14 protein-coding genes are annotated in these 17,587 nt (G+C 74.1%); 3 read left to right on the top strand and 11 right to left on the bottom strand.

The genetic code is table 11. The features are described from left to right. Positions 1-510 precede the first annotated feature (510 nt). From otsB to IC605_RS16795, 11 genes are all read right to left on the bottom strand, one after another. Positions 511-1,233, bottom strand: a complete 723-nt coding sequence (otsB, locus tag IC605_RS16845; protein WP_216326822.1) for a trehalose-phosphatase — start codon at positions 1,231-1,233, stop codon at positions 511-513. After that, positions 1,230-2,603, bottom strand: coding sequence for an alpha,alpha-trehalose-phosphate synthase (UDP-forming) (locus IC605_RS16840; RefSeq protein WP_216326819.1), 1,374 nt, complete (start codon positions 2,601-2,603; stop codon positions 1,230-1,232). Before IC605_RS16840 ends, otsB begins: the two co-directional genes overlap by 4 nt. Before the next feature lie 144 nt (positions 2,604-2,747). Beyond that, positions 2,748-3,080 (bottom strand): cupin domain-containing protein, encoded by a 333-nt coding sequence (locus IC605_RS16835; protein ID WP_216326816.1) that lies wholly within the window; start codon positions 3,078-3,080, stop codon positions 2,748-2,750. Positions 3,081-3,281: 201 nt separating this feature from the next. After that, on the bottom strand, positions 3,282-7,262 hold the full coding sequence (locus IC605_RS16830) for a VWA domain-containing protein (protein WP_216326813.1): 3,981 nt from the start codon (positions 7,260-7,262) through the stop codon (positions 3,282-3,284). After that, positions 7,259-8,146, bottom strand: coding sequence for a DUF58 domain-containing protein (locus IC605_RS16825; RefSeq protein WP_216326810.1), 888 nt, complete (start codon positions 8,144-8,146; stop codon positions 7,259-7,261). The genes IC605_RS16830 and IC605_RS16825 overlap by 4 nt, the downstream gene beginning before the upstream one ends. A 2-nt stretch (positions 8,147-8,148) precedes the next feature. Beyond that, on the bottom strand, positions 8,149-9,147 hold the full coding sequence (locus IC605_RS16820; RefSeq protein WP_216326808.1) for an AAA family ATPase: 999 nt from the start codon (positions 9,145-9,147) through the stop codon (positions 8,149-8,151). After that, entirely contained in the window at positions 9,144-10,565 is a 1,422-nt protein-coding gene (locus IC605_RS16815; protein ID WP_216326806.1) for a hypothetical protein, read from the bottom strand. Before IC605_RS16815 ends, IC605_RS16820 begins: the two co-directional genes overlap by 4 nt. Positions 10,566-10,573: 8 nt before the next feature. Beyond that, positions 10,574-11,203 carry a hypothetical protein gene (locus IC605_RS16810; RefSeq protein ID WP_216326804.1) on the bottom strand — a complete coding sequence of 210 codons (630 nt, stop codon included), beginning with the start codon at positions 11,201-11,203 and terminating at the stop codon, positions 10,574-10,576. Next, positions 11,200-11,916, bottom strand: coding sequence for an ABC transporter ATP-binding protein (locus tag IC605_RS16805; RefSeq protein WP_216326802.1), 717 nt, complete (start codon positions 11,914-11,916; stop codon positions 11,200-11,202). The genes IC605_RS16810 and IC605_RS16805 overlap by 4 nt, the downstream gene beginning before the upstream one ends. Further along, on the bottom strand, positions 11,913-12,710 hold the full coding sequence (locus IC605_RS16800; protein ID WP_216326801.1) for an ABC transporter permease: 798 nt from the start codon (positions 12,708-12,710) through the stop codon (positions 11,913-11,915). The genes IC605_RS16805 and IC605_RS16800 overlap by 4 nt, the downstream gene beginning before the upstream one ends. A 3-nt stretch (positions 12,711-12,713) precedes the next feature. After that, positions 12,714-13,709, bottom strand: coding sequence for an ABC transporter substrate-binding protein (locus tag IC605_RS16795; protein ID WP_216326799.1), 996 nt, complete (start codon positions 13,707-13,709; stop codon positions 12,714-12,716). 303 nt (positions 13,710-14,012) lie between these two features. Here IC605_RS16795 and IC605_RS16790 point away from each other — a divergent pair, with 303 nt between their 5' ends. The 3 genes from IC605_RS16790 (at position 14,013) to IC605_RS16780 (ending at position 17,544) form a co-directional block, all read left to right on the top strand. After that, the gene (locus IC605_RS16790; RefSeq protein WP_216326796.1) at positions 14,013-15,221 is read left to right on the top strand and encodes a helix-turn-helix domain-containing protein; all 1,209 of its coding nucleotides are present in this window, start codon (positions 14,013-14,015) and stop codon (positions 15,219-15,221) included. Positions 15,222-15,485: 264 nt separating this feature from the next. Further along, positions 15,486-16,721, top strand: a complete 1,236-nt coding sequence (locus tag IC605_RS16785) for an MFS transporter (protein WP_216326793.1) — start codon at positions 15,486-15,488, stop codon at positions 16,719-16,721. Positions 16,722-16,968: 247 nt separating this feature from the next. Continuing rightward, a complete protein-coding gene (locus IC605_RS16780) occupies positions 16,969-17,544 on the top strand; it encodes a Rieske 2Fe-2S domain-containing protein (RefSeq protein ID WP_216326837.1) in 576 nt (191 codons plus the stop codon). Positions 17,545-17,587: the final 43 nt, after the last annotated feature.

The following is a 17,587-nucleotide window of genomic DNA, read 5'->3' as shown; positions in this document are numbered from 1 at the left end:
GGATCAAACTCTCCATCAAATCGTTCAGCATTGCCCCGAGGGACAGTGTTGATGTGTTTGATGCCTCACTTGCGCTTGGCTTCTGTCGAGCCTCTCGGCTCCTCACGAGTCTGGAGACACCCGGGGGGATGTCCGCTCGCACCGCCCTGTCGGGCAGCCCTTTGCTTCTCAAGCATCTTCCGTTGTCATGCTTCGCGGAGCTTGCGCCCCGTGCGCGTCCGGGTATTCCCCGCAGGCACACCAGGAAGTTTACCGATTCGGGCCGAACTTGTCAACCCCTCACGCATCCTTCCTGAGTATCCGACGCGCAGGTCCCCGGAGTAGTCTCGGCTAAGCTGCCGCCAACTCTGTGCTGAGGAAAGTCGCCCCTCCCCAGCCGCCGCGCCGGGACCCCCACGCGAGCGGTTGACGAGATTAGTCCACGGCCGCCGTTCTGTCAACGGCGGAGTGAAGTCACAATTGGTCGTTCTGGAGTGAGGTTTTCGCACCACGGGGGCGCGTTTGGAAGGTTCATGTGGAGGAGGTGCCGCCTGCCCACCGCTGGAGCAGGGCGACCACCTGGTCCGGTCCCTCGACCCGGTGCTCGGCCAGGGTCGGGCCGTCGCCCACCTTGACGGTCACACCGCCCTCCTCACGCAGCACCTCGAAGGCCTCCTCGTCGGTCACGTCGTCGCCCAGGAAGACGGGGAGGTGGGGAGGGGAGCGCCGCGCGAGGCGCCGCACCGCCCGCCCCTTGCCGAAGCCGCCCGGCCGGAACTCGCGCACCTTCTTGCCCGCCATCAGTTCCCAGCCGGGTGGGAGTGGCAGCTCCGAAAGTCGCGCCTCGACCTCCCTCTGGAGCGGCTCGGGAACCTCGCGGTAGTGGACGGCGAGGGTCCAGCCCTTGTCCTCCAGGCGCAGGCCGGGCAGGTCGGGGAGTTGGGCGGTGATCCGCCGCAGGGCCCCGGTGTCGGGCGGCGCCGTCTCCTCACCGGGCCACTCCATCCCGTGCAGACCGACGACGAGGAGGTCTGGCAGGTCGAGGAAGGCCTGGACCTGGGCGGCGCGGCGACCCGTGAGGACGGCGACGCGGTGCTGCGGGTGGGCGAGGAGCCGGGCCAGGGCCTCGCGGGCGCCGGGCTCGGGCCACGCCTCCTCGGGGCGGGCGACGATGGGGGCCAGCGTCCCGTCGTAGTCGCACAGGATGAGGAGGGGTCGCTCGCCGAGGGGGAGCAGGGCGGGGGGCAGCGTCATTCGCCCTCCAGCTCGCGCAGGAAGCCGTCCGCCCAGGCGTGGAGGTCGCTGCCGTGCAGGCGGGCGCGTAAGCGTTCCAGGCGGGCCTTTTTCTCGTCGAGCGGCATGTTCAAGGCGTCGAGGAAATGGTCGGCCATCCTCTCGGGGCTGTAGGGGTTGACCTGCACGGCCTCCGGCAACTCGTCGGCGGCCCCCGCGAAACGCGAGAGGACGAGCACCCCGTCGGCCGAGCAGGCGGTGAACTCCTTGGCGACGAGGTTGAGCCCGTCGCGCAGCGGCGTGACGAGCATCACGTCGGCGGCGCGGTAGTGGGCGACGAGTTCTTCCCGGCCCACCCCCCGGTAGATGTACTGGATGGGCGCCCAGCCCCCCTGGGTGTGCTTGCCGTTGATCCGGCCCACCAGGCCCTCGACCTGCCCTCGGAGCTGGCGGTAGGACTCGACCCGCTCGCGGCTGGGCACGGCGATCTGCACCAGGGTCACCCGGCCCCGCGCCTCCGGGTGGCGGTCGAGGAAGGTGTCGAAGGCCTCCAGCCGCTCGGGGATGCCCTTGGTGTAGTCGAGGCGGTCGACCCCCAGCAGAATCTGGGTTTGCAGCGTGCGCCGCAGGTGATCGGCGGCCTCTTCGACCTCGGGGCTGGCGGCCAGCCGCTCGAAGACCCCCACCTCGATGCCGATGGGGCGGTCCACCACCCGCGAGACGCGGCCCTGCCAGCGGACCTCCCCCTCGCGCGTCCCGGCGTTCAGGGCGCGGCGGCAGGCGGAGAGAAAATGGCCCACGTACTCGGGGGTGTGCATCCCGATCAGGTCGGCGCCGAGGATGCCCGCCAGCACCTCGCGGTCCCAGGGGAGGGTGCGGAAGACCTCCGAAGACGGCCAGGGGATGTGCCAGAAAAAGCCGATCCGGGCCTGGGGCAGCGCCTCGCGGATCATGCCCGGCACGAGGGCGAGCTGGTAGTCGTGGACCCAGATCAGGTCGCCCTCGCGGTAGCTGCGCACGGCGGCCTCGGCGAAGCGGCGGTTGACGTTCACGTACGCGCGCCAGCCCGAGCCCTGGTACTTCGCCCGCTCGATGAAGTAGTGACTCATGGGCCACAGGGCGCGGTTGGAAAAGCCGTGGTAGAAGTCGCGGACCTCGGCCTCGCTGAGCCGGAGGCGCTCCAGGCGATAGCGCGTCTCGCCCTGGGGCAGCTCCACCGTCCGGAGGTCGGAGCGTTCCTCGCCCCAGGCGATCCAGGTGCCGCCCGCGCGTTGCAGGGCGGGGTCGAGCGCGGCGGTCAGCCCGCCGATGGAGGGCACCCAGGCCAGGGTTCCGTCCTCGGCCCGGTGGGGGGCGTAGGGTTCGCGGTTGGAGACGACGATCAGGCCCATGCTCGGTCCTCCGGGGGCGGGGTGGGGGAGACCGGGACGGTTCGGCCATGGGCAGGGCCGCCCACGTGCGCCGGTCTTTCCCCCGTCCCGCACGTGCCCACGCGGGTCGCCCTCACGGAGGTCGGTGGGACCGGGACGCGGCGCTCAGCCATCCTTGAACTCGATCACGAGGTTGCGGTAGGGCGTGTCCCCGACATTCACGAGTCGGTGGTGCAGCAGGCCTTCCTCCCCGGCCTCCAGAAAGACGACCTGATCGTCCTCGTAGCGCACGTCCTGGCTCTGCGCCGGGTCGTCGGGGTGAATGTGGCGCAGGTGGCCGCCCCGCACCACCACGAAGCAGAAGTCGAGGCGGTGGAGGTGCGCCCCCAGCGCCTCGCCGGGCGCGAGCGCGAGGTCCCACACCCGGACGCGGCCATTCTCGAACAGGAGGCGGGTGCCGACCTGCTCGCCGGGCTCCGCACTGGGGTCGGGGGTCATGCGGTCCTCCTCTCGGGTGGCTCGGGACAGCCGGGGCGAGGCTTTGGGGCAGCCGGGCCCGCGTCGGGCCGCCTCCCGCCTTCCCCCTTGCCCCCCTGCCTGAACAACCCTATCACCGGTCGGCGCGACGCTCCGTCCCCGTCTATGACGTTCCGGCCCACCGTGCGCCTCTCCCGGGCTGCCCCGACGTTCCGCCGGTCCTCAGCCCCGGACCCGCCGCCCCTCCGGCAGGGAACGGAAGGCCAGTCCCAGCAGGAAGCTCAGGAGCGCCAGCAGGGCGAAGGCGGGCCACGCCGGGCGCCACGCCCAGCCCCCACCGCGCGGGGCAGGTCGGGCCGGGCTCGCCAGCACCTCCCCCCCCGTCGCCCCCGCAATTCGGCGGGGCAGGGCCGGGTCGCTCACCGGGGCGGGCAGGCCGAGCGCGGCGTCCGGAAGGCTGTACCCGCCGGGACCGGGAGCCTCCAGGCGGGTCACGAAGCCACCCGCGCCGTCGGGGCGCAGCGCCACCGGGCGTGGGCCCCCGGGGCCCTCCAGGGTGACGGTGGGGGAGGAGGCCCGCACGATCAGGTCGTGGCCGTCGGGTTCGAGCGCCTCTGCCTCCTGATTTCCCCCCTCGGCGCGGATCAGGGCGGCGACTTGGGCCGGGTAGGCGGGCCGCGCGGTCCAGGCGCTCACCCAGCTCCCCGCGAGCCCGCTGCCGAGCGCCGTCACCCGCCCCAGGCCGACCCGCCACGAGGCCGCGAGGGGATCGCCGCCCGGGGTGCGCGCGAGCAGGGTGGCGCCGGGCCGCAGGCTGGTGTGGGCGTAGCCGCCGACCACGCCGGGGCCCGCCCCGCTGGCCTCGCCGAGCCAGCGCACGCGGGTGGGCTTTGCCGTGACGGCGGGCCCGCCCTGCCCCAGCGTGTCCTGGGCGAGGAGGCTGGGCACGTCGCGCCAATCCAAGGTGAGGTGAAAGGTGCCCTCTCCCCAGCGGGCGATGTCGCGCATCAGGGGGACGTGCATTCCGCTCCCCACCGAAACCGTGCTCACGGTGATCCCCGTCGCGCGGATGCGGCGCACCAGCCGCTCGTAGTCCCCCGGGTTGAAGATGCCGCCGTCGATGCCGTCGGTGAGCAGGATCAGGTGCTTGGTGGACGCCCCCGACGCGTTCAGTTGCTTGAGCCCCGCCTCCAGCGCCCGCCACACGACGGTGCCGCCCTCGGCCTCGATGCGGGCGATCTGGGAGCGGACCCGGGCGGGGTCGCCCACCCGCCCCAGTGGCACGGCGACCTTGGGCGAGGTGTCGAAGGCGATCACCGCGAGGTCGCCCCCGGGGTGGAGCTGCCCCGCCGCCGCGAGGCCCGCCGCCTTGATGAGGTCGAGCTTGGTGACACCACCCGCGACGGGCTCGTTCATGGACCCCGACTTGTCGAGCAGCAGCCCCAGGGCGAGGCGGGGCGCGTCGCGCGGCACCCGGCTCGATAGCGGCGAGAGGTCGTCGAGGGCGGTGCCCGGGTAGCCCCCCGGCCCGAAGGCGCGCGGCCCGCCCCCGATCACGAGGTGGCCTCCCCGCCCCACCCAGCCCGTGAGCGCCGCCCGCACCTCCGGGCCCAGCGCGCGGGCGGGCACGTCGAGGAGGGCGAGGCTCCGGTAGCCCTCCAGGTCGGCGGCCCTCAGCCGGGCCGGGTCGAGAGGCGCGGCGTCCAGCCCCTGCACCCCGAGGGCGCGGGCGAGCAGGCGGCGTGCCCCGGCGTCCCCGCCGACCACGGCCACGCGGGGGGGCGCGGTGACGCGGGTGGCCGCCTGTCCCCCCACCTCTGCCCCCTCCCCCCGCAGGGTCAGGGTGTACCCGGCGAGTCCGGGACCGTCCTCCCGCAGCGGCAGGGCGAGCCGGGTGTCTCCGGCGGGCACGGTCAGCGTGTCCTCGAAGATGGGGTCGTCGCCGCGCCGCAGGTGGACGCGCAGGGTCGTCGGCGCCGCGGCGCGCAGCGAGGCCCCGAGGGCGAAGCTCTGCCCGGCAGGCACCCGGGCCGGGAGGCTCAGGGCGCGGAGTTCGAGGGGAGGCGCCGCGGTTGGAAGGGCGTGGACGGCCACCCCCTCGGCCCGCAGGGAGGCCAGCACGTCCGGCAGCCGGGAGGAGGCAGGCCAGCGGTCACCCATCAGGAGCACGCTCCGCTCCGCGTCGGCGGGCAGGGTCGCGGCGGCGAGTTCGAGGGCGGCGGCCAGGTCCCCGGTGGAAGAGGCGCGGGGAGGAGGCGTCAGCCGGGGAGCGGCGGTGCCCCAGACCCGCGTGGTGTTCGGCACCCCGGCGGGCGGCGCCTCCTCCGGGGGCAGGACGAGCGCGGCGGCCCGCGTGCGGCCCGGCCCCGGCAGCGGAACATCGAGCAGGGCGAGCCCCAGCAGCACGGCGGCGAGGGCGTGCAGCGCCAGCATCCGCCGCTGGGGGGCCCGCAGCGCCGCCCAGCGGCCCCGGCGCAGGGCCGGTTCGCCACGGATCATCAGCACGCCCTCGGTCAGGAGAAGCGCGAGCGCCAGCCCGAGCAGCAGAACCCGGAGGGTGCGTCCGGTGGGCAGGGTCGGTGAGGGGGTTCCGCCCGCCCGTTCACCCCGGCTGGAAGCGGTCAGGTCGGCCTCCGGCCCGGCGAGGCGGTTGACCGCCAGGGGCTCGCCCCCGATCCGGTACACGCCCGCGCGCGAGGGGGTGAAGCGGCTTTCCGTGATCCCGACGGCCTGCCCTGCCGGGTCGGTGAGCGGCTGACCGGGGGGCAGGGCGCAGGGGTCGCCCACCGTGCAGGGGCGGACCACCCGCTCCCCGGCCTCGGGCCGCGCCGCGAGGGCCACGTTGCGCAGGAAGACGGGCCACGCGGGCGTCCGCACCCACGACCCCGCCTCGACCGGGAAGTTGACCCGCACCTCGGGCACGCCCCCCGCCTCCCGCCGCTCGACCAGGGGGCCCGCCGGGGCGGAGAGCAGCGCCGTTCCGTCCGGCCAGGGTGTGACCCGGGCGGGAGCCGAGCGCAGGGTCAGGCTGGCCCAGGCGACGCCGCGGCCCAGCGGGTCGCGGTCGTTCCACCCGGCCGGGGTGAGGGGCGGACCCGCCGCGCGCGGGGTGTTGAGCCACAGGGTCGGGCGGCTCACCTTGCCCGTCACCCCGGGCCGCGTGACCACCACGAGGTCGGCGTCCGCGTCCAGGGTGTCGGCGGGGGAGAGCACGGCGCCGGGCAGGGCCAGCAGCGCCCGCCGCACGTCGCCCGCCGCCTCGCCGATCAGGGCGACCCGCAGGGGGGCGGGGGTGGGGCGCAAGACGGCCTGCACCGCGTCGTCGGCGGGGAGGGCGTCGGGGTCGAGCGAGGCGCGCAGCACGCCGCCCCGCCCCGGGGTGAAGGTCAGCGTGAAGGGCGCCTCCGCCCCCGGGGCGAGGGCCAGCCTGCGCCGCGCGAGGAGCTGACCGTCCAGCGTGACCGTCAGCGTGCGCTCGCCGGGTGGGCCGTAGAGGCGGGCGGCGCCGCGCAGGGTCCAGGGGGCCTCCGCCCTCCCCGGTATGACCTCGAAGCGCGTGAGGGCGGCGTTCGTGACCGCACCCCCCACCGTCCGGACCTCCGCCCCCAACCCGGCGAGGGCAGAGCGGGCGGGGGCGGCGGTGGACGGTGCGACGAATGCCACGACGCGAGGCCGCCCCTCCCCCCGCAGGGACCGCACGAGACGGCCCGCCGCCTCCCAGTCCGCGGGGCCGTCCGTCGCGCCGGAGGCGAGGAGCGAGCGCCGCACCGCCTCCCGGTCGGCCCGGCCCACCGCGAGCGGGGTGACGTGCTCGCCCACGAGGAGCACCGTCACCCGACCGCCCAGCCGCCCGGCGGCCTCCCGCGCGGCGGCGGTGAAGCGGTCTGGTCGCACGTCGGTCGCCCGCATTGCCCGCGAGGCGTCGAGGAGGACGAGGGTATCCGCCCCGCCCGCCGGGTCCCGCCCCAGGCTGGGCCGCGCCAGGGCCAGCGCGATCAACCCCAGCACGAGGAGTTGCAGCAGCAGCGCGGCGCTCAGCCTGGGCCGCCGGGCCTGCTCGGGCGCGTGTTCGGCCCCCAGCCGCCGCCACAGGTGCAGGCTGCCGACCTCCGCCGCCCGGTGCGCGTGCCGCTGGCGGTGCAGGAAGGCGAGCAGCAGGGCCAGCAGCGCGAGGAGCAGCCACCCGGGCTGATTGAAATTCATCGGACGATGCCGCGTGCCAGGAACTCACGCAGCACCACCTCCCCGAGCGGCTGGTCGGCACGCACCTGAACGAGGCGGCCCCCGTGCCGGGCGAGGCTGCCGCGCAGCTCGGCGGTCCAGGCGTCGAGCGCCCGGCGGTAGCGCGTCAGCGTCGCGTCGTCGAGGGTGACGACCGCGCTGCCCCCGCCCTCGGCGTCGTCGAGGCGCAGCGGCTCGGCCCGCCCGGGAGAGGCGCGCAACCGTTCGGGTTCGAGTTCCTCGGGGGCGAGGACCTGTACGGCCAGGACCTCCTGCCCCCGCGCGTGGAGGGTGTCCAGGGCGCGCACGGCGTCTTCGGAGAGGAAGTCGCCCACCAGGATGACGAGGGCCCCCTTCGGCGCGCGGGCGGCGGTGCGGCCCAGGGCGTCCTCCAGGGTGCCTTTCCCCTCGGCGCGGGCCTGCCCCAGCCAGCCCAGCAGCTCGGTCGCGCGGTTGACCCCCTGCAACCGGGGCGAGACGCGCACCCCGGCGCCGAAGGTCACCGCCTGCACCGCGTCGCCCCCCGCCAGCCCCACGAAGCCCAGCGCCCCGGCCATACCCGCCGCCAGCCCGAACTTCGGCGGCCGTCCCACCCGCATACTCGCGCTCGCGTCGAGCACCACGAGGACAGGCAGTTGCTGCGAGACCACGAACTCGCGCACGACCGGGGTGCCCAGCCGGGCGGTGACCACGGCGTCGAGCGCGCGGATGTCGTCCCCCGGCTGGTAGGGGCGGTGGTCGGCGAACTCGATCCCGGCGCCCTTCGCGCGGGAGGGCCGCTCGCCGACGCCCCCCTGGGCGCGGGCGTGGGGGGCGGTCAGGCGGCGCCGGGCGAGTTCCTGTTGCAGGGCGGGGGGGAGCTCCATGGTCACCCGGCCTGGGCGTCCAGCAGCCGGAGCAGGAGCGCGTCCTTGTCCACCCCCGAGGCCACCCCCTCGAAGTTGAGCTGGAAGCGGTGGCGCAGGGAGGGGAGCAGGACCGCCCGCACGTCGGTCAGGCTCACGTGGGCCCGCCCCGACAGGAGGGCCTGCGCCTTCGCCGCGAGCACGAGCGTCTGCGCGCCGCGCGGGCTGACCCCGAAGCGCACGTAACGCCGCACCTCCGCCCCGCTCTCGGGCCGCGAGGGCTGGGTGCTGACGATCAGCCGCGAGACCGCCTCCACCACGTCGGGCGACACGGGCAGCGCCCGCACCGTCCGCTGGGCGTCGAGCAGCTCCACCGGAGTCAGGCACGCGCGGGCCTGTGCGGCGTCCAGCCCGGTCGTCTGCGCCAGAATCCGGCCCAGCACGTCCGCGTCGGGGAAGGGCACGTCCACCTTGAAAAAGAAGCGGTCGAGCTGCGCTTCCGGCAGCAGGTAGGTGCCTTCCTGCTCGATGGGATTTTGCGTGGCGAGGACGAAAAAGGGGCGGGGCAGCGGGCGGCCTTCCCCCGCCACCGTGACGGTCCCCTCCTGCATGGCCTCCAGCAGGGCGGATTGCGTCTTCGGCGTCGCCCGGTTCACCTCGTCGGCAAGGAGGAGCTGGGCGAAGATCGGCCCGGGCATGAACTCCAGCCGGTTCACGCCGCGCTCGTCGGGGGAGAGGACGAGCGTCCCCGTGATGTCGGCGGGCATCAGGTCGGGGGTGAACTGGACGCGGCCCATCCTCAGCCCGAACACGTCGGCGACGGTGCGGACGAGCAGGGTCTTGCCCATGCCGGGTGCGCCCTCCACGAGCACGTGCCCGCCCGCCAGGAGCGCCACGAGCACCTGATCGACCACCTCGCCCTGCCCGACGACGACCTCGTGGATGGCGACCTTCGCGCGCCGCAGGGCGTCTAGCCGCTCGTCCACGCGGGCAAGAAGGGGGTCGGGTGCCGTGTGGGTCATGGGGTCCTCCGGAAGTACGCGCCCACCGTGTCCTGGGCGGCGGCGGGGATGTCGTCGGGGGTGAGGGGCGGCTCGGCCTGCGGGGTCCAGGGTCCGGCGGTGGCGCTGCCGGGGTCCGCGACCGGGGGAGAGGTGCCCGGCACCGCGAGGACGCGCACCCGGTCCCCCTGGGTCTCGTTCCCCGCGAGGAGCCGCGTGCGGAAGCGCACGGTCACTTCCGCCATCCGCCCCTGGCCCAGTCCCACGCCGCTCGTGCTGCCCGCCGCGCCGCCGCCGCTGTCACTCGTGCCGCTCGCGTTGCGGTCGTCGGGGGCGGGAGGCCTGGCCGCGCGGGGTGCCGAGCCCCGGTTCATGTCGTCGTTCGTCAGGCAGTCCTGCGCGCAGCGGTCGTCGCCGTCATTCTCCACGCCCCGGCCTCCGGAAGCCCGCCGCTCCTCGGGGGGACCGCCGCTTTTCTGCCGCTGCGGCTCGCTGCCCGGCCCGCCGGGGTCGTAGGGGGCGGCGGCGAGGGCGTCCGGGTTGCTCCGCGCCGCCTGTTCGCCGAAGCTGCCGCTCTCCCGCGAGCCGAAGGGGGTATCGCGGGTGGAACCGCCGCCCGGGCGGGCCTCTGCGCTCGACGTTCGCGGTTCGGTGAGGAGGGCAGTTCGGGGCTCGCGCGGGCGGTCGAGTCCTGGGGTGCGTCCTCCTGTCGCCGTGGCCGCCTCGGCGGCGCCGCTGGGCCGCTCCGTCTCCGCCTGGGCCTGGGGTGTGGAGGGCGTCTCCGGCGTCTTCTCCCCGACCTCGGCATCCTCATCGGAAGGAGCTTGAGTCGTCACAGGAGCCAAGGAATTGACCGTTCCCCCTGCCTCTGTCCTGGCTGGCTCCGGCGTGCGGATGGCCTGGGCACGGGGCTCCTCGGCGGCGGCGAGTTGTACGGGGGCGGGCAGGGGCGGGATCAGCCACAGGACGAGGGCGAGAACGGCCAGTCCGGCAGGCAACCGTCCCCAGGCTGGGGAGGGGGAAGGCACCACGTCCGCCGCGCGCAGGGGCCGGGCCGCCTCCTCCGCCTGGGCACGAACGCGGGTGTGCAGGGCAGCCTCCAGCGGGTCTTGCGCCGTTTCCGGCAGGGTGAGCGCCGTGCCGAGGAGATCGTGGAGCCCCAGGCGGCGGTCGGCGAGGCGGGCGGCTTCCCGGTCGGTCGGCGGCGAGGTCCGCACTTCCAGCCCCAGGAAAGTCAGCGCGGCCAGCCCTCCGGCCAGTCCCACCGCGAACGGTATCGAGACTGGAGGCCAACCCAGCGGGGCGCGGACCACCTGCCAGAGGCCGAGCAGCGCCAGCGTGCCGACTCCGACAGCCGCCGCCCACGACACCCGCCGCCAGCGCCGACGCCCCGCCTCCCGCCGCCTCACCCCGCGCAGGAGGGCGGTCAGGGAGGTCATCGTCCCCGTCACGCCCCCCGCCCCAGGAACGAGCGGCCCAGCACCCTCAGCAGCACGCGGCCCAGCAGCGCGAAGGCCAGCCACAGCCCCGCGGCAAGGAGCACGTAGGCGGCGAGGTGGTCGAACTGGGTAAACAGCGCGTAGAAGCGAATCCTGGCGCCCAGACCGTCCCCGCGCGCGAGGAGTTCCGCCGCCATGACCGCCGTGAAGCCGTACCACAGCGCCCGCCGCAGGTAGGCCTCGCGCCGCTCCTCCAGCTTGCGCCGCCCGAGGGCGAAGACCTGCACGGCGGTGGCGAGGGCGGCGATCCCCAGCCCCGTCGACTCCCGCACCCCCAGGGTGGGAATCAGGTTCATCGCCACCAGGATGAGCACCCACGGCACGGCGAGCAGCGCGAGGACCCAGGGGGTCAGCCACGCCTCCACCCGCGGGCTCGACCGCATCAGGGCCGCGAGCGCTGTGCCGATCAACAGACCCGCCCCCAGCGCGATCCCCAGCCGCCCCGCCGTCACCCCCAGCGTCTCCAGCATGAGGCCGCGCTCGCCCGCGAGCCAACCGAGGTCCACCCCGGGCAGGACGCCCTGTGCGGAGGCTCCGCCAAGAAGGAAGGCGAACAGGAGGACACGGCCCGCCTTCACGCGGTCACCCGTTCCCTGGTCAGCAGGCGGCGCACCCCGCGCACGACGGCGGCGGCACTGGGGTCGTCCGGGTCGCGGGGGCGGGGCAGCGTCACGATGACCTCGCCCCGCACGGCGGCGGGTGTTCCGGCCAGGGCGACCACCCGGTCCGCGAGGAAGACCGCCTCGGACGGATTGTGGGTCACGAGCAGGGTGGTGGGCCGCGTCTCGCGCAGCAGACCGGCGAGTTCGGCCCGCAGTTCTCCCGCCGTCAGCTCGTCGAGGGCGCTGAAGGGCTCGTCGAGGAGAAGGAGGTTCGGGCGCAGCAGCAGGGCGCGGGCGACGGCGGCCCGCTGCGCCATGCCGAGGGACAGCTCCCCCGGATACCGCCGCTCCAGACCCCCCAGCCCCACCCGGCTCAACTCCGCCGCGATGAAGGGGTGACGCTCGGGCGGGCTCGTGAGCCGCAGGTTGTCTCCCACGCTGAGCCACGGCAAAAGGCGCGCGTCCTGAAAGACGTACCCGGTGCGGGCCTCCCCGCCGAACGCCACCGTTCCCCCCTGGGCCTTGAGAAGCCCGGCGGCGAGGTGCAGCAGCGTCGTCTTGCCGCACCCGCTGCGCCCGATGACGGCGACGACCTCCCCGGGCCGCACGCTGAGGTTCAACCCGGCGAGGACGGGAGGGGCGGACCCGTACCGCACGGTCACGTCCCGGAAGTCGAGCGATCCCGTCACGCCGCCCTCCGCCACGCGAAGACCCGCTCTCCCAGCGCCGCGAGCCCGTAGTCGATGGCCGACAGGACCAGCGTCATCACCAGCCCGTAGGCGAGGATGCCGCGCATCTCGAACTGCTGGAAATAGAAGGCGATCATGTACCCCACGCCGCTCGTGCGCCCGAACACCTCGCCGAAGACGACCATCTTCCACGAGAGGCTGAGGGTGACCCGCGCTGCCCCGAGCAGCGAGGGCCACAGTTGCGGCAGCGTGACGTGCCTCAACGTCCGCCCCGGTGACACCCGGAACGCCCGCGCCATGTCGGCCAGGCGGGGGTCGAGCGACCGCACCCCCTCCCTGACCTGAACCGCGACGGTGGGCAGCAGGATCAAGGTGATCGCCGCGACGAGCGCCCGCTCGTTGAGCCCCACGACGAGGTACGCCGCGAGCAGGATCAGGATGCGCGGCACCGTCAGCCCGACCGCCAGCCAGGGCGACGCCAGCGCCGCGAAGCGCGGATGCGTGCCGAGCGCCCATCCCAGCGGCGCCCCGAGCAGCAACGCGAGGGCAAAGGCGGCGATCACCCGCCAGAGCGTGATCCCCACGTTCGTCCAGAGGGTGCCGCGCTCGGCCTCCCGCGCCAGGAACCGTAGGGTGTCGCCCAGCCCCGGGAACACGTCCGGTCCCAGCGCCGCGCTCGCCAGCGGCCACGCGAGGACGAGCAGCCCCAGCCCCAGGGTAGGCAGCGCCCAGCGTCCCCACCGCACGCGGCGGGCGGGCGCGGCCTGGGCGCGGCGGGGCTGGACGCGTTGCATCGCTCAGGGCCGGAAGCGGGTGTTGAAGGCGCGGGTGTCGAGCCGGGTCAGGCCCACCACGTCGGGGCCCGCCACCTCGATCATCTTCCGGGTCAGGAGCAGGGTGTTGTTCAGGTCGGCGGCGCTCCACCCCTTTGGCAACCCGGCGGCCCACTGGGCGCGCAGGGCAGGGAGCTGCGCGCGGTCGGGCAGGTTGTACAGGCCCTCTTTCAACATCGCGTCCCAGTACCCGTCGTCCCGCCTCATCCGCTCCTCGGCGAGGAGGACGGCCTTCACGAAGAGGCGCAGCGTCCCTGGGTCGGTGTCGTTGCGCGCGACGAGGTAGAGCAGCGGCACGTCGGGCTTGAGGCCCAGGCCGCGCAGCAACTCGCCCGTGGAGATGAGCTGGCGGTACTTCCCGCCGCTCACCATCCGCGCCCCGTGGTGCCAGAAGGGGAGACCCGCCTGAATCTCCCCCCGGGTCATGAACTGCTCCATCGTCGGACTCGGCACCGAGGCGACCTGAGAGGCCGTCATGGGATCGAAGCCCGCTTTCGCGCGCGCGAAGGCCCGCAGCAGCAGCAGCGTCTTGTCGGTGAGGCTGGTCGCGCCGATGGTCTTGCCCCTCAGGTCGGCCACGGTGCGCAGGTCGCTCGCGGCGGGCACGATCACCCCACCTGTGAGCAGGCTGAAAGGGTAGACGGCGGTGACGGGAAAGCCCCTCCCCCTCAGCAGCGTGACCTCCAGAAAGTCGTCCACCACGACCTGCGTGTCCCCCGAGCGCAGCGCGACGCGGGTGGCGTCCTTGCTCGCGTAGGTCCTCGCGTTCACCCTCAGCCCCAGCTCCCGGTCGATCCCGAAGTACCCGATGGCGGAGGTGACCCACGAGAGGGTCCCGCCCGCCTGCAAGCCGACGTTGATCGAACGTGTCCCGGCCTGCGCCCCCGCCCCCCCCGCGAGGAGCAGCGCCCCCGCGAGCGCCCACCGTCCCCAGCGTCTCCCTGCTCCTGGCTGAGCCACCCCACACCTCCGAAACGAGAACGGTGACGCGCCGCGCTCCCGCGCGAAGGCGGGGTCCCGCGACCGGACGCTGTGAACCTCTGAGTGGCCCCACGCTAGCCGCCCGGACCCTAGCAATGCAACTTTGCAAGCCGCGTTCCAGACAACCCCAACCTCTTTCCAACCTCGCGGCTTAAGGGCGTGCTAATCTGGTCTCACCTGTTGGGCTCAATTCAATGGTGAACGGCTCAGGGTTCTGGGCCTGCACAACCGGACCCCTCGGCATCTCCTCCCCTGGCACCCTCCCCCTGGCACAGAGGCAGCATGAACGAACGGCTCATCCGGGAGCGTGAGCGGCTGGAACGCGCCTGGCACCGGTACATCTCTTCGCGGGTGGAAGTCCCCGCGCCCGGGGAACCCGTCCCCGACGAGGTGGCGGCGTCGTGGGCGCGCTCCGCCCAGACGGTCCCCCCCGAGCGCGTCTGCGCTCCTGTCGAGAACGACGCCGACGTGCGGCACGCCTGGCAGGAGTCGCGGCTGGAACATGCCAGCCGTCCCCTCCTCGCCGAACTCGTCAACCTCGCCGAGGACGGAGACCTGATCGTCGCGGTCGCGGACGCGGGCGGGCAACTGCTGTGGACCAGCGGCAGCGAGCGGATGCACCGCCTGGCGAGCGGCATCAACTTCGTGCCCGGCGGCCACTGGGACGAGTCCAGCGTGGGCACGAACGCGCTGGCGCTCGCCCTGCGGACGCGGCAGGCGGTGCGGGTCTTCGCCGCCGAGCATTTCGTCCAGACCGTGCACGACTGGGTGTGCTACTCCGCGCCCATCCGCGACCCGGTGACGGGCGAGCTGCTCGGCGTCCTCGACTTCAGCACGACCTGGGAACGCAGCACGCCGCTCGGCCTGGCGAGCACCCGCCACTACGCGGGCCTGATCGAGGGGGGCCTGACCCCGGTCCAGGGGGTGGCCGAGGGCCTGACCCTGCGGCTGTGCGGGCCGCCGCGCGTCGTCCTCCAGGGCCGGTCCCTGCACCTCACGCCCCGGCAACACGAGCTGCTGGCGGTCATGGCGCTGTGTCCGGACGGGCTCACCCTCGACGCCATGCACGCGCACGTCTACGGCGACCTGCCCGTCAGCCTCAGCACCCTCAAGTCCGAGATCAGCACCCTGCGCGCCCTGCTCGGCGGGGCCGTCGCCTCCCGCCCCTACCGCCTGACGCTGGGGGTGAGTTTCGACGCCCTGAGCGTCGAGGCCGCGCTGCTCTCGGGCCAGCCGGGGCGGGCGCTCGACACCTACGACGGGCCGCTGCTGCCCCACAGCGCCTCGCCGCTGCTGACCTACTGGCGCGAGTACCTCGACGCCGCCCTGCGCGAGGCCGTCTCCCGCGCCCGCGACCCCGAACTGCTGTGGCGCTACACCAACCGCTTCGACGACCCCGAACTCCTCCACGACCTCGAAGCCCTGCTCGCCCCGGGCGACCCGAGGCTGCCGATGGCGCGGGCCCGGCGGGCGGCGCTGGGGGAGATGTAGGGGCAGAGAGATGGAGTTGGCGGTCCTCGTCCTCCTCTCTTGACCTGCGGAGAGGGCAGGCCGTCTTCTTTCCGCCGCGCTGGGGGGAGGTTGCGGTTCACCCCCTCCCAACCTCCTCAAGGCAGAGGGGTAAAGGGACGCGCCCAGAGCGCGTTTTGGCGCTAAGGAGAACGCGGCTCACAGCTTATCTTTTCGGAAAGATAAGACCGTACTCCCGGCTCCTCCCTTCCCACGCGCCCCCTCTGCCCCCTTATGCTGCCCTCCATGTCACAACCCGCCTTGGAGGGGACGGCCCAGGCTGCCCCGGGACGCTGGTCGGCCCTGTCGCGCCTCGCGGTGGCCGTCGTGCTGGCGATGGCGCCGTGGTTCTCGGCGGCGGCGGTGTTGCCGCAACTGCGGGCGGCGTGGGGTCTCACGGATGCGGCGGCTTCCTGGCTCACGCTCGCGGTGCAACTGGGTTTCGTGGCGGGGGCGGTGCTCAGCGCGGCGCTCAACCTCGCGGACCGGGTGCCGCCCCGGCGGCTGATCCTGGTGGGGTCGCTGCTCGCCGCCGGGGCGAACCTGGGGCTGCTCGTGGCGGGCGGCCCGGTGGTGGCCGGGGTTCTGCGCGCGCTGACCGGAGCCTCCCTTGCGCTCGTCTACCCCCCGGCGCTCAAGGCGATGTCGGCGTGGTTTCGCACCGGGCGTGGCGTGGCGCTCGGCGTGATGGTCGGGGCGCTGACCCTGGGCTCCGCTCTGCCGCATCTCGTGAACGGGCTGGGGGGGGCGAACTGGCGCGGCGTCATCCTCACGACGAGCGTGCTCGCCGCCCTGGGAGGCCTGATCGCCGCGCGGGTGGGGGAGGGGCCGCACCGCTTTCCGCCCGCCGTGTTCCGGCCCGCGCAGGCGTGGCGCATCCTGACGGGCCGGGGGGTGGGGCTCGCCACGCTGGGCTACCTCGGGCACATGTGGGAGCTGTACGCGATGTGGGCGTGGTTCGCGGCCTTTTTCGGGGGGGTCCTGACGGCGGGGGGAGTGCCGGACCCGGCGCGCGGCGCGGCCTACGCCACCTTCGCGGTCGTGGGGGTGGGGGCGCTGGGCTGCTACGTCGGCGGCGTCCTCGGCGACCGCTGGGGGCGCACCCGGCTCACCGCCCTGGCGATGGGGCTTTCAGGTGGATGTGCCCTCGCGCTCGCGTTCCTCTCGCAGGCCGCACCGCCCGTGGTCCTCGCCCTCAGCCTCTTCTGGGGCTTCTGGATCATCGCCGACTCGGCGCAGTTCTCGACCATCGTGAGCGAGATCGCCGACCCGGCCTACGTGGGCACGGCGCTGACCGCGCAGCTCGCGCTGGGCTTCACCCTCACCGCCGCGAGCATCGCCCTGGTGCCCGTCCTCGTGCGGGCGGGGGGCTGGGCGCTGGCCTTCGCGGTCCTGGCGATGGGGCCCTTTCTCGGCGTGGTCGCCATGCGGCTGCTCGCCCGCACGCCCGAGGCGGCGCGGATCGCGGGCGGGCGCGGCTGAGGGGGGCGGCCCACCAACCTTTCCCCAACCCGGCCTTCCTAGACTGAAACACGATCACACAACCCACCGGGCCTCCCGCCCCGCCGTCTTTCCCGTTCGCCCGAGTTTGACCCTACTGCACGGAAGCTTGAGAGTGCGGCCCGTTCCAACCTTCACGATTCCTGGCTGTGACCGTGCGCGGCGCTCCTGCGCTTCCCCGATTGTTGGACCGGCCCCGTGGCCGCCGCCCCACCCCGGAGGACCCCCGATGACCGACACGCCGCCGAGTTGCCCCCAGAGCCGCCGCACCTTCCTCAAGCTGACCGCCGCGACGGGCGCCGCCGTGGCGCTGGGCCGCCGCGCCGGGGCGCAGACCGCGAGCAGCCCCGCCAAGAGCGGCGACCTCCTGATGTACCAGGACGGCCCGAAAAAAGGTCAGGCCGTCAAGGCCGCCGACCTGAAAGAGGGCGAGGCCGTCTGGGCGATGGCGGTGGACCCGGCCACGAAAAAGCCGCGCGACGCCATGAAGTCGGGCGTGGTTCTGGTGCGGCTCAAGCCTGCCGAGATCAAGGACAGCTCCAAGAAAAACGCCTCGGGCGGGGTGGTCGCGTACTCCAGCGTCTGCACCCACCAGGGCTGCCCCACCAAGGAGATCGGCTCGCTGGGGCAGGGCAAGGGCAACATCATCTGCACCTGCCACGGCTCGATCTTCGACCCGCGCGACAACGCGACCGTTCTCGGCGGCCCGGCTCCCCGCCGCCTCGCCGCCCTGCCGCTCAAGGCGGGCGCGGGCGGGGGGCTCGTCGCCGCCGCTGAGTTCACGGGCCGGGTCGGCGTCAAGTAATTCCGAACCGCACCTCCACCCGTCCAACCGACTTCCATTCTCG

It is taken from the genome of Deinococcus aestuarii, assembly GCF_018863415.1.
GTDB lineage: Bacteria > Deinococcota > Deinococci > Deinococcales > Deinococcaceae > Deinococcus > Deinococcus aestuarii.
This window is presented reverse-complemented; position numbering and strand designations above follow the sequence as displayed.